The following is a 13,693-nucleotide window of genomic DNA, read 5'->3' on the forward strand; positions in this document are numbered from 1 at the left end:
CAGAACCTTGCGCCAGCGCGGGTATTCATTTTTCTCAATTCATAGCCATTGGCTTCTGTGCGGGCACTGAAATTTCCTTCCGCTCACCGATTTGCTGCCGCCACATGGCGTAGTACAGCCCTTTTTGTTCCAGTAATTCCGCGTGGGCACCCTGCTCGGCAACGTGTCCGCGCTCCAGAACGAAGATCCGGTCGGCGTGTAGAATCGTGCTCAGGCGGTGGGCAATTAAGATGGTAATGTGCTGCCGGGAGCCCGATAGCTGGCGTACTGTTTTACCAATTTCCTCCTCTGTCAGAGAATCCAGCGCCGAGGTCGCTTCGTCGAATACGAGCAGCGTGGGTTTGCGCAGAAGAGCGCGGGCAATGCTCAGTCGCTGCTTTTCCCCGCCGGAAACCTTTACGCCCCCTTCACCAATCACCGTGTCGAGTCCCTGCGGAGCGCGGTTCAGTAGCGTATCGGCTGCGGCCTGATGCAGGGCTGTTAAACACTCTTCGTCGGTGGCCTGGGGTGCGACAAAGCGAAGATTTTCGCGAATGGTGCCGGCAAAAAGCTGCGTGTCCTGCGTGACGAAGCCGATCTGCTCGCGCAGCTCATCGAGGTTGATGTCTGAGCCGGGAATGTTATTGTATAATATCCGACCCGCCAACGGCTGATACAGGCCAACCAGTAATTTGACCAGGGTTGTTTTGCCCGAACCCGACGGCCCGACAAAGGCAATGGTTTCGCCCAGTTTGGCCGTGAACGAAATACCGTCGAGGGCAGGTAAGTCGGCAGACAGGTGCTTGAAACGCACCCCTTCAAAGGCAAACGTATTGATCTTGTTGATGGCCTGCGGATGCAGTGGCTTCACATCGCGGGGGGTGTCGAGAATTTGCTGGAAGTTGGCCAGCGATGCTTCCGTTTCCCGATATACGTTAATGATATTACCCAGTTCCTGCAACGGACCGAAGATGGCAAACGAGTAAATGAAGAGCGAGAAGAACTCCCCTACCGTAATGCGCCCCTGCACCACCAGAAACAGCATGAGCAGCATAATGGCGTTGCGCAGCAGGTTCACAAACGTGCCCTGAATAAAGGACAGCGAGCGAATGTACTTCACCTTTTTGAGTTCCAGCCGTAGTATTTTATCCGTAGTGGCGTTCAGGCGTTCGGTTTCCTGCTGGGCCAGCCCGAGACTTTTCACCAGTTCGATGTTGCGTAAGCTCTCGGTGGTGGAACCCGCCAGCGCTGTTGTTTCGGCTACGATGGTCTTTTGAACGACTTTGATCTTTTTGCTCAGAAGTGAACTCACAAAACCCAGCAAGGGAATCGTGAGAAAGTAAGCGGGTGCAATGGGCCAATAGACCGTTGTAGCGTACCACATCACGAAAATTATGCCGACCACCGAAGTAAACAGCACGTTGACAAACGACTGGATCAGCTTCTCAACATCGGCCCGAACCTTTTGTAGTTTGCCCAGCGTTTCGCCCGACCGCTGATCTTCAAAGACCTGATAGGGCAGTTCCAGCGAGTGCCGAAGCCCATCGGTGTATAGTTTGGCTCCCAGGCGCTGGGTAATGACATTGACGTAATAATCCTGAAAGTTCTTGGCAATGCGACTCACCATGGCCACACCCAGTGCCTGTAAAATCAGGATGCCGGCTCCGTCGCCGAGGAACTTCCAGAAGTTGATATCGACCAGGCCACCGCCCGGCTTAACTACATACTGGTCAATAATTTTTCGAAAGATGTAGGGGTCGAGTAAGGAGAAGACCTGGTTGATGGCGGCAAGAAACAAGGCCAGAATAAGCAGCCCCCAATAGTGGCGCAGGTAAGAGTACAATAGTTGCATAGACAGAAACGGATGTTGTAGAGGGAAGGCAACAGCCAGGGTTGACCGAACCTTAACCAGTATCAATAAAGTACCTATCTCCTTAACGATTATGCCGCCGGATAATTCCGAAGGGGGCGAATGTTAACGATTTTATGTCGGGCGCTTAGCTATCGGTCTACCCTGGCAAGATCATGTTGTCTCAGCGAATGGCAGCGTCACTCTGAAGCTGGTACCAACACCGACTGTACTTTCAATATCGATGCGCCCTTTCTGCAGGAGTATGTATTCCTGACAGATCGCCAGCCCCAGGCCCGTGCCCTGGAAAGATGTGGCATTACTTGCCCTGAAAAATTTGCTAAACAAACCGGGAATATCTTTTTCGGGTATGCCGATACCTTTATCGGTTATGGTAACAGTGGCTTCGTTTTGACCAAAACGAATGGTCAACGCAGGATTTTTGGTTGAGAACTTGAACGCATTCGACAAAAGATTCATCAGAATATGCTCCATCAATTTTCTGTCAACATTTACCGCTACCGCCTGACCAATCACCGCCATCTCGACCATTCTCCGATCTTCCCGATCACTAAAATAAAATTTAACGGTTTCTTCACACAGATCCGTCAGGCTGGCGGGCTCTATGGCCACATCAATTTTCCCCTCATCAATCTTGCTGATCGTTAGTGTATCTGATATTAAGTCATTCAGTAGAAATATCTTTTTACCGATTTTATCAATATGCTGATTGATCAGCGCAGTCGTTGCCGCTGTGTTCATATTGACATAGTGCTTCACTAATTCCACACTCGAATTAATGGCGGCTAATGGCGTTCTGAATTCGTGTGAAGCGGTTGAAATAAACTGCGATTTAAGGGTGTTCAGCATTCGCTCCCTGCTTAAGGATTCTTCAAGTATCTGTTCCTTTTCGATGGCTGCGGTAATATCGGTAGCTACCCCTATTCGGCGTTTCAACTCGCCAAGTTCATCTCTTACGGTAAATACCTGAACGCTCATATGCCGGAGAGTTCCATCCTGGTGCCACGCGCTGAATTCAAAAGCAGTGTTATTCCTGCTATGCACAAAAAAGTCCATCACTTTGGCCCGGTCTTTCTCAACAACGAAATTTAGGAACAGAAGGGGGTTTTTATACAGATCACTAGCTACCTGCCCCGTAAACTTTTCATAAGCCGAATTCATGTAGATAAACCTGGGTTCGTTAAGATCCCGAATCCAGAAAATCTCATCGACGTTTTCGGCTATATCCCGAAACCGCTGCTCACTCTCAATAATGGCTTCCTCGGCATTTTTACGTTCTGTAATATCAGTCAGCGTACCGGTTATACCCGTCACTTCGTTGTAATCGTTAAGCATGACCTGGGCAAACATATCTATCCACCTGTATCCGCCCTCTTTATGGCTATACCGAACCACATGGTTGATCTGCATTTTTTGGGTTGGCGTAATTTTCCCAAATAACTTCAGCATGTCGGAACGGTCTTCCGGCACAATAAAGTCCAGGAAATACTTGCCAAGGGAACCATTGATCGAGAAACCCGTAATCTGTTCCCAGGCCGGATTCAAATAGATCCACAACCCATTTGAATCTGTCTGAAACACCACCTCTTTTAGGTGATCAACCAGAAATCGATACCGTTTTTCACTCTCACGCAACGCATGCTCTGACTGGCGCTTAGCCGTTCGGTTACGAACAACGCCAACGATCTGGCTATTTTGACCACTCTCGTCCTGCAGAATTAACCCATCGGCCTTAATGTAATGAATGGTCTTTGTAGTAGGCAGAATAACCCGAAACTCAACATCGAATGGTTTTTGACCTTCAATAATTTCAGCCACGTGGGCATTAAAATAGGCAAGATCATCGGGGTGAACAATCTGCGCCAAATCGTCAATTCGGTAAATGGGGGTATCGACAGGCAGACCAAACAATCTGAAGAAATTCTCGTCGAGTATAAGTTCATTGGTCAGTAAATTCCACTCCCAAACACCCAGCTTTCCGGCTTTGGTGGCAAACTGACTCCGCTGATTGGCCTGTTTTAATTCCTGTTCAATCGTTTTCAGGTAGGAGATGTCCATGGCTATATCGACAAATCCGATCAGTTTTTCCTGCTCATCATACAACCCGCTTACGGTTGAGATAACCGGAATCTGCCGCCCCTCCTTCGTGAGCAGCATATTTTCCCGCCGTAAGAAGTTATGCTTTTTTATATAGGTGGTAATAATACCTTCGCCCACAGCCGTGCTTTCGCCCAGGGCAGGTACTAATTCATCAATTTGTGGCAAATGAAACGCCGGGTCCCTTAACACACCGGGGGTATGCTGACCAACCAACTCATCGGCCCTATAGCCCGTAATTGCTTCCAGGGCCGGATTCACCAATTGGATGATGCCATCGGTATTTGTTGCTGCAATGGCAAGACCAGCGTATTTCAGAATAGCCCGCTGAAGGGCCGATAGCTGTTGAATTTCGGATGTGCGCTCGGCCACCCGCTTTTCAAGCTCCGAATTAGTTTGCCGAAGCTGCTCCTCCACCAGTTTCAACGGTGTAATATCATTTACCGTAAACAGAATATTATCACCCACCCGAACAAGCGAAAAATCACCCCAGAATTTTCTATAGGGAAGCTCATCCAGTATTTGCACGTGTTCTGATACACCGGTAAGCGCGACCGAGACCATTTTCCTGAACAGCCCGTTTTGGTACAAATGCGGGAATAGCGTGAGCAGCGGCTGCCCAGGCATCGCGTTCCGCTCTAATCCGGTAATGGTGGCACTGGTCGGGTTATTCAGTTTGTACCTAAAGTCAACGATTTCGTTGTCCTTATAGACGGGTTCCAGAAGGGCTAACCCAGTTGGACTTGTATCAATAATAGCCTGTAATAGCTGGTTACTTTCGTTCAGTTCTCTGGCCTGTGTAGCCAGCTGCTGACTGGCCTCCTCCTGCACCAGCAAAATAGACAACTGCCCGGCCACTTCCCGGGCAATCAGCACATGCTCCTTCGTAAAAAAATCAGGTACCTTATCTAACAGAACCAACAAGCCCACGTATTGCTGATTGGCAAACAGGGGTACGGCCAGCATCGATCGATGACCCCATGCATATGGATTAAAGTCGTCAGGAAACCCTCGCGTATTGGCTTTCAACCGGTTTATCAGCATCTCCTTACCACGGGATAACACTGTATGAGAAAGGTACTTGACAGCGAGTGAGACCTCCGACCATTTTTCCAGCCTGCCGCGTCGCATCAGGCTTTCGGTACGGGCCACCTGACCGGTACTATCGATGCGAAAGACAATACCCACTTCGCAGGGAATCATATCATAGATATGTTTCAACGCCGTCAGATCCGGATGCTCCTCACGCAACCGACTTGTGAGTAAAGCATGACTGATTCGATTCAGACCCGTCAGGCGCTTATTAACCCGCTCGAGCATTTGTTCACGTGTTACCCTGTTCGTTGCCGTTACCACCAGCGACGAGAACGTCTTCAATAAATCGGCATCATTTTCATCCCACTGGCGTGGCTCCCGGACCGCGTCGAAGCCAACGAATCCGACCAGGTTATTATCGAATACCAGCGGCACCACCAATAACGATTTAACGCCTTGCTCTTCAAGACTTTCCCTTTCGTTTACGGCATCATTGGGCAAATCGTCGAGGGATATTAACCGGATCGTTTCCTGGTTCATCATTTTTTGATGCCACCAGGGGAAAAAGCGGGTAGGTTCTTTCTGGAGAACATCCAGTTGTGATGGAATACCTTCTGCACACCATTCATGGGTGCAGTTCATTTCCTTCTTGTCCAGTGAATAATCGAATATATAGGCTCGGTCTGCTTTGTTGTATGACCCGACCTGAGCCAACGATTCATGGATGAACGCATTCAGCCCCTGAGAGGAAATGGCCAGCACACGACTCGACATTTTTGAAATAATTGATTCCAGATCGAGTCTGCGCTGCAGGTTGTCCTTATACTTTTCTGTCTTGTTATTTTGTATGTAAACCAGACAACTATCCTTCTTGCGGGCAATAGAGCTCTCCAGCCAGCCTCCTATGTCCTTCTCATACGATTCAATGGTTAGGGATGTCCCCGTTTCCATTACCGTACAGACCTGCTTGTATAATCGCTTCAGATAAGGACTCTCGTAACTCGAAAGAAGGCTCTTTCGGGATCGGGGAATGCCGATAAGTGAAGAGGCAAAGGCGTTACAATAGGTAATTGTTACATTGATAATATGGCCGGTTTCTGACCAGATCGGTTGACAGACAAGTACGCCAATGGGTAAATCGGGAAGATCGTCGATCCGTAAATTAGATTCAACAAAGCCATCGCTGCTTTCATGAATAAACTTACCCGGTTGATTAGACTTACGCATTAACTTAACAATTGGCGTTTATTGAAAATGTATTGATGTGAAAGGACATCAATCATTCGACCTGATACACAACAGTACATTCCTTACTCCTGACTCAGCCCGTTGTCTGTGTTATCGGCAAAGGCCGTAACTAAACATACAGTCCTGAATCGGCTATCAATCAAATACCCCCCGCATCGACGTACAGAGGTGGCCTGTTTATTTTAATTTATTGGGAACTCCAGACTGGTAACCAAAGCGCCACGGTTGTTACCCCAGGTGAAGGGCTATTAATCGATAAGCGACCATTGTTCAGCTCAACGAGCCTTTTGACGATGGCCAATCCCAGTCCAAAGCCCTGTTGCTCATACTGAATACGGTCAAACTGTTTATAGGGGGCAATATTTGCTCTATCCTCCTCCCTGAAAACCTGTCCGTGGTTTGTAATAGCGATCTGATAGCCCGAATCAATCAGCTCTCCTTTCATGAAAATGCTCGCTCCAGGGTTCGAAAACTTGAAGGCATTGTCGATCAGTTCGATTAAACAGGTTTGCAGATTAGCTTCAGCGATGGCAACCTGAGCACTTTCTATATCAAAGTGGCAAACCATATGTCGATCCTGCCGCTGCTCAATGTCCAGTACATAACCCTCAAGCATCGGCACGGTAATCCATGCATTGCCGCTTGAGTAATGAACATAACCGGGATCCGCCGGGCTGGTCTGCTGCAAGGTATCCATCAGCTGAATGTTATCCAATGACCGTTTTAGCCGTAAGCCGCAGGCCTTGATCATTTTCATCATCGATATTGTTTCTTCGCCATCAAATTGCTGATGCTGATCGATCAACATAGACGAAAAACCGATGATACCGGTGAGGGCAGTATTATACTCATGAACCGCTACGGAAGCCAGGTTATGCCTGTATCCTTCCAGCTGCGCCTTCAACTCCGACTTACGCAAAGCCTCCCGCTGCAACCGGCTTTCAATCGTATGCAGCAGGTTATTCAGGGTAAAGGGTTTCGTCAAATAATCATCAGCGCCCTGTACCATACCCCGGCGCATATCGGCAGGCTCTGTTTTGGCAGTTAAAAAGATAAAGGGAATATTGGCAATTAGCCGGTTGTTCCGCACAACGTCCAGTACTTGATAACCATCTACTTCCGGCATCATGATATCACAAAGAATCAGGTCGGGGGGGTGTAATAATGCCTGACTGATACCCTCCCTGCCATTAACCGCTGTTTCTACCTGGAACCCATGTAGCGTTAGCATTTCTGTTATGTTTTCCCGAATCTGGGTATCGTCTTCAACAACTAAGATTTGAGTGGACATCTCTATTGTATTGATTATAAATGATTGATTTGACTAGGTGTTATAATTGGTATCGTTCAACGGTTCGGACAGGTCATTGGTCTCTTCAATTGGAATTCTTACGGTGCAGGTTGTACCGCTTCGCTCTTCACTATCGATGGTGAGCTGACCACCGTGGAGTTCAACAAACTGCCGGGCAATAACCAACCCCAATCCTGTGCCGGGAATACCTGCCGTGTTACTAGCTCTGAAAAACGCCTGAAATAGCGTCGCTAACTCTGTAGCCGGTATGCCAATGCCCTTATCGATAACCTGCAAAACGAGGCTTGTCTCCTTGAAGCTCAAGTGCAAAGCAGGGTCCTGAGAGGAAAATTTAAAGGCATTGGAGAGCAGATTGACAATTACATGACTGATCAGTTTAGTATCCAGGTAAACCGGACAAGGGGTACCTTTCACCACCAGGCGAACACAGCGTTTGTCTTCCCGATGACTAAAGTGAGTAGATATAATTGACTCACAAACAGAGACAATATCAACCCATTTGGGGTTGAAACTCACCTTTCCCGATTCAATTGTCCCAATCATTAAGATGTCGCTTAACAAAACACTGAATTGGTCAATCTCTTTTTCAACGACACCCAGGTGTTTCTGAATCGATTGTCGGGCGCTTTGGGAGGGTAGATCCAGATAAAGTCGAATCAAATCGACGCTTGACTGAATCGTAGCCAGTGGGGTACGGAATTCATGTGAGGCCGTCGAAACGAATTGCGATTTAAGTTGATTCAGCTGCTGTTCGCGCTGTAACGTTTCTTGCAGGACTAACTCCTTCTCTTTCTGGCTGGTTACATCGTTAATGATTCCAATGTGACGAATAAGCTCCCCTATTGCATTCCGGATCATAAACGTCCGAACAAATAGCCAGCGGACAACACCGCCCGGCTCCTGCTGCCGAAAGTATAATTCTCCTTCGGTGCCGCGTTTATATTGCTCAAGAAGTTGCCAGACCGCGGGCTGGTCTTCCCGATGTATGGTGTCTATAAACGCATAGGGATTCTGGTGCAACTGAGCAAACCCATTTTTCCAGACCCGTTCGTAAGCTGGATTCAGGTACAACAGATGAAAAGGCTGGGCCGAATGAATCCAGAAAATCTCATCAACGTTTTCGGCAATCTCCCGGAACCGCTGTTCACTTTCCCGCAGGGCATCTTCGGCCAGCTTACGTTCCGTTATGTCCCAGACAACGCCAATCATTTTCAGGGGTTTACCGGCTTCATCCCGAATGATGAGCCCACTGGTCTCCATGTACCGAATTGCCCCATCCGGCCGGATAATACGGGCCACGTTGGTTAGTCTATCGTCGGCATCGGGCTGAGTGCTCGCCTTCATAAAGACGTTCAGATCGTCTGGATGAACAATCGTTAAAAACTGTTCAAAATTCCAGTCAGTAAGAACGGGCGTCCTGCCATGAAGCTCCCACAAACGGTCATCCCAGGTTAACCGATTCTGCTTGACGTCAAACTCCCAGATACCCTGTTTGGCGGCCTGGGTAGCAACTTGAAGCCGTTGGTTCAGCATTCGAAGCTGCACTTCTGTCTGCTGCCGTTCGGTAATATCGCGGGCCGACGCATAGATATTGTCATCAATCCGCACGGCATTCCACTCCAGGGTACAGGTGGTACCATCTTTCTTTCGAAACTGATCCACCTGACTGTGGATGGATTCATTATTGTTCAGTGCCTGAAACTCCTGACGCGACAACAGGCGTTCGTTGTCCCGCAATACGTCATTAAACGAAAGGCCGTCAAGTTCTGCGGCCGAGTAGCCCAGCGTTACTTCCCAGGCTCGGTTAACGTTTTGAAAATTACCCTTCAGGTCGGTAATGCAGTGCAGGTCAATGGCTCCTTCAAAAACAGCATTCAGCTTTTGGTTTATCTGTTTTAGCTCCGCTTCAGCTGTTTTGAGCGCTGATATATCAGTAGAGATGCTAACATAACCGATCAGGGTGTTGTCATCGTCATATAACGAACTGACCGTCATCAGAATAGGAATCTCCCGACCATATTTATCACAAACTACACACTCACCATAAAAATAGCCCTGGGTCATAAGACTCTCCCCAATAACACCCGCTGAAGGAGGTAAATCGCCGGGAACCTGATGCGTAATATAGGGAACCGGATTTTCGGGTGGCCCTAAAGTTTGATACGCCATCAGGCCAATGAGTTCGTCAACCCCATATCCGAGCAGGCTTTCAGACGCCTGATTGGCCGTCTGAATGACACCGTACATATCGGTTGATACAATGGCATGACCGGCATGTTTCAATATAGCCTGATGCAGGGTTGACAGCTGCCTGATTTCACGGGTGCGTTCTTGCACCCGCTGTTCCAGTTGCTGCGTATAAGCATTGATCTGATCATCCAGTTGTTGCTGATACAGCACAATAGCCAGCGGACTGGCTAACTCCTGAGCAATCCCAATGTGTTCCTCAGAAAAAAAATAAGGGGTTACAGATGCCAGTGTAAACGCACCGATTAGTTCTTTCCGGCTGAACAGCGGAATAACAACCAGCGAACGAATGCCCAGTTCATACAATGCTAACACGGCAGGCTCATGGGAATCTTCTTCATCCAGATTCGGCCGGTAAATGAGCTGATTTTCCGTTTGGCGTCTATCAAATTTGTCATAAAAATGCTGGGACGATACGTCCAGACCGGAGTAAACCTCTATCTGCCCGGCAACGATCCGGCATTTGACAACGGCCTGGCTGGTGGCTTCCTGAAGTTGAAATACGGTTATCCGGTCGCAGGGCACCATGAAATGCATATACCTCATGGCAATCAAAAGTGGCGACTGGTCAGCCAACCGGTAGCTCAGCAAGGCCTGATCAATGGCATGTAAACCCTCCAGCCGATCATTGGCTCGTCTGATGGCCGTTTCCTGCTGAAGGCGATAGAGCAGATTTGCCGTCAGAATGGTAAAAGTCTCCAGCAGCGAGATATCATTCTTATCCCAGTTCTGGGCTTTATTGATCGCATAAAAACCGATAAAACCCTGCGTTTTTCCCTCCTGGATCAGGGGCACTGCAATCATCGAGTTAGCCGCAATACATTCAAGAAAAGCCTTCTCTTCAAGTGCTTCTGAAGAAAGTTTATCGACTTGCAGTTGAATGATCTGTCCACTTTCCAGCTTCGAGCGTGTCCAGTCAAAACAGTTACCGGGTCTAACCCCCACCGTTTCTTTTCGGGAAGGAACTCCTGTATCACACCATTCGTGTATGCAATGTCCGCCAGGACATTCGCCGGAAAACAGAAAAACAGAGGCCCGTTCGGCACCAATATGGCCGCTGATTTGCCCGAGCGCGTGAACAATACAGGGATCGGCATCCGCATCCGTTACGTTAACGAACCGACTCGAAATGGCCGAGATGGTCGATTCCAGGGCCAGCCGTCGCTTTAGCATACGCTCCGACTTTTGCTGTTCACTAACATCATGGACGTTGATCATCAACTGATCATCCATGCGGACCAGCGTCACATCGTGCCATGTCTCTTCCCCATCATGCTCGTACTGTTTGAGGAACTGATGCGTTTCACCTGTTTGCCAAACAGCCACCATAAGCTGAAAAAAGTCGCTTTCGTAGGTTGGCGAGCAATTCTTATTTATCAATGGGTCTCGTAATTCTTCCTCTGAGAGACGGGCAAAACGGGCAAACGCCGAATTGACCAATTGATACCGGAAATCAATTATATCTCCCTGATGGTCATGAATGGGCTCAACAAAGGCTACCCCCTGTATGGATGTATTAAACCATGCTTGTAGAAGCTTCTTCATGCTAACTCGAACAATGCTATTTTATTCGTATAACTAACCCGTTTATTATCAACTATTTGAGCTAAAATAAAGATATATCTGTATAAATTAGTTTTCATATTTAACAACAAGCCCAAACAGCCGTAATAGCCATATAAATACCGGGGCGGCCAGATTATTGGCACCTCCATTAACCAGTAAATTTTTGTTGAGTAGGTAAGCGAAAAGAGTACTATCCAACCACAAAACACAGGTACTGCCCCGCATTATTGGGTGGCCAAAACGTAAGATAAAAAAGGTAATCAGTGTAAAAAGCTCATACTGTCGTAAAAACAGCCATTACACTGAATAAATATGTACGAATCAACAAGCAAATATACAATTTAAGAATTATCAATACAATGTGTTAAAGGTATTTTAATATAATAAACATACATACACACATACATTCCAGAAAAGGAATACATTGATAGAAGAGTCGTTCTATATTAACCATATGCAGAAAGTTTATCTTAAAAACCACCTATAGGATAATCGTTCTGATAAACTTTCAGACGCTACAAGTCCCCTACGGGCTATACGTCTTCAGTAACAATACAAAGCCAGCGGTGTTAAATGCCATAGGATAATTACCTATTATCAGGAGAAGCCAGATTTGGAAACACATAAAATGAGACTCTATCTTCACCGTATGATTCCCAGATGATTCATCCGGATAATATTTTTAAACGCAAAAAAGTAATTTATGCGTTCTATGTCAATGACTTATTAAATTCCCTCCATGATTCTGCTTGTTGATGATAGACCTGAGAATATTCTTCCGTTAAAAAAGATTCTCGAATTGCACCGATTTTCGGTCGATACGGCCGAATCGGGCGAAGAGGCTTTAAAAAAAGTGCTTAAAACGGATTATTCGGTTATCATTCTTGATGTACAGATGCCCGGCATGGATGGCTTTGAAGTGGCCAATGCCATTGCCGGATTCAGTAAGACTCGCGATACATCCATTATATTTTTGTCGGCCGTTAACACCGAGAAACGATTCATTACGCAGGGGTATACCTCCGGCGGAATCGACTACCTGACGAAACCCGTTGACCCTGACATACTGGTTTTAAAGGTCAAAACGCTCCAGAAACTCTACGAACAGCAGCAGGAATTACGAACCGTTCAGGATTCGTTACGGAAAGAAGTAGAGGTACGAAAACGGGCTCAGGAAGCGTTAACCGAGCGCATGCAGGATTTGCAGATCGTTCTATCCTCCCTGCCCCAGATTGCGTTTACGACAGCACCGGATGGCCGCATCGAATACGTCAATGAACATTGGTTCCGCTATGCTGCCGACTCGACAAAATTTCCGGCGGTGCATCCCGATGATGAAGCTTTAATAGACTGGACAAATTCGTTGACCAATGGTTTGGAATTTACCCGGGAAGTCCGTCTGCAGGAAGTACGCACGGGTGATTTCCGGTACCACCTGCTCCGCGTTATTCCCATCAAACAGCAGAATACCCTGAGCCGCTGGATTGGCACCTTCACCGACATACACCCTCAGAAACTAGCCGCCGAGTTACTGGAGCAGCAAGTGGAACTAAGGACCAATGAACTGTTGATAAAAAATGCAGAGTTGGAACGTACCAACCATGAATTACAGCAATTTACCTGGGTTGTGTCGCACGATCTGAAGGAACCGCTTCGTAAGATCCAGCTGTTGAATGACACAATTAAAGAGAAATTTCTGAAAGAAAACCCGGAAGCTGCTTCTTACCTGGATCGATCGATTCAATCCTCGGCGCGTATGGCCGGGTTGATCAAAGACCTGCTGGCCTACTCGCAGTTGTCGGTCCCGGAAGCGTTTCAATTTACCGACCTGAATAGCTTATTAGACGAACTATTGACCGATTTTGATGAGCTGATCAGCCAGAAACAGGCGGTTATTACTATAGATCCCTTATTACCGATCGATACCATACCGACCCGAATCCGACAGGTGTTTCAGAATCTGCTCAGCAATGCGCTTAAGTTTGCCAAACCCGATCAGCCACCCCGCATCCATATTTGGGCCGAACGGATAAGCACCAAAGCTATTGACGGCAGCCCGTCTCCAACCGGCAATTTTTACCGAATAACGGTACGTGATAATGGGATTGGATTCGACGAAAAATTCCTGAATCGCATTTTCATTATTTTTCAGCGGCTACACAACCGAACGGCCTACGAGGGTACGGGCATTGGGCTGGCCATTGCCAAGAAGAATATTGATAAACATAACGGCCTCATCTCTGCCCAAAGCCAAGTCAACGAAGGGGCCCGTTTTATCCTCGTTTTGCCCATTCAGCAAACGAGTGACCTGTCTGTTTACTAAGCATTATAAGCTGCCT

At 47.5% G+C, this 13,693-nt stretch carries 5 protein-coding genes; 1 reads left to right on the forward strand and 4 read right to left on the reverse strand.

The features are described from left to right. Positions 1-34: 34 nt before the first annotated feature. From ACYVK4_RS30115 to ACYVK4_RS30130, 4 genes are all read right to left on the reverse strand, one after another. A complete protein-coding gene (locus ACYVK4_RS30115; RefSeq protein WP_461131299.1) occupies positions 35-1,831 on the reverse strand; it encodes an ABC transporter ATP-binding protein in 1,797 nt (598 codons plus the stop codon). 171 nt (positions 1,832-2,002) lie between these two features. Then, positions 2,003-6,208 carry a sensor histidine kinase gene (locus tag ACYVK4_RS30120; protein WP_461131300.1) on the reverse strand — a complete coding sequence of 1,402 codons (4,206 nt, stop codon included), beginning with the start codon at positions 6,206-6,208 and terminating at the stop codon, positions 2,003-2,005. 208 nt (positions 6,209-6,416) lie between these two features. Next, positions 6,417-7,520, reverse strand: a complete 1,104-nt coding sequence (locus ACYVK4_RS30125; protein WP_461131301.1) for a hybrid sensor histidine kinase/response regulator — start codon at positions 7,518-7,520, stop codon at positions 6,417-6,419. Positions 7,521-7,553: 33 nt separating this feature from the next. Further along, positions 7,554-11,333: a PAS domain S-box protein gene (locus ACYVK4_RS30130; RefSeq protein WP_461131302.1), complete on the reverse strand. Its 3,780-nt coding sequence runs from the start codon at positions 11,331-11,333 to the stop codon at positions 7,554-7,556. Positions 11,334-12,093: 760 nt separating this feature from the next. Between ACYVK4_RS30130 and ACYVK4_RS30135 the strand changes: the two genes are divergently transcribed. After that, positions 12,094-13,677, forward strand: a complete 1,584-nt coding sequence (locus tag ACYVK4_RS30135) for a response regulator (protein WP_461131303.1) — start codon at positions 12,094-12,096, stop codon at positions 13,675-13,677. Positions 13,678-13,693: the final 16 nt, after the last annotated feature.

The organism is Spirosoma aerophilum (assembly GCF_054782495.1).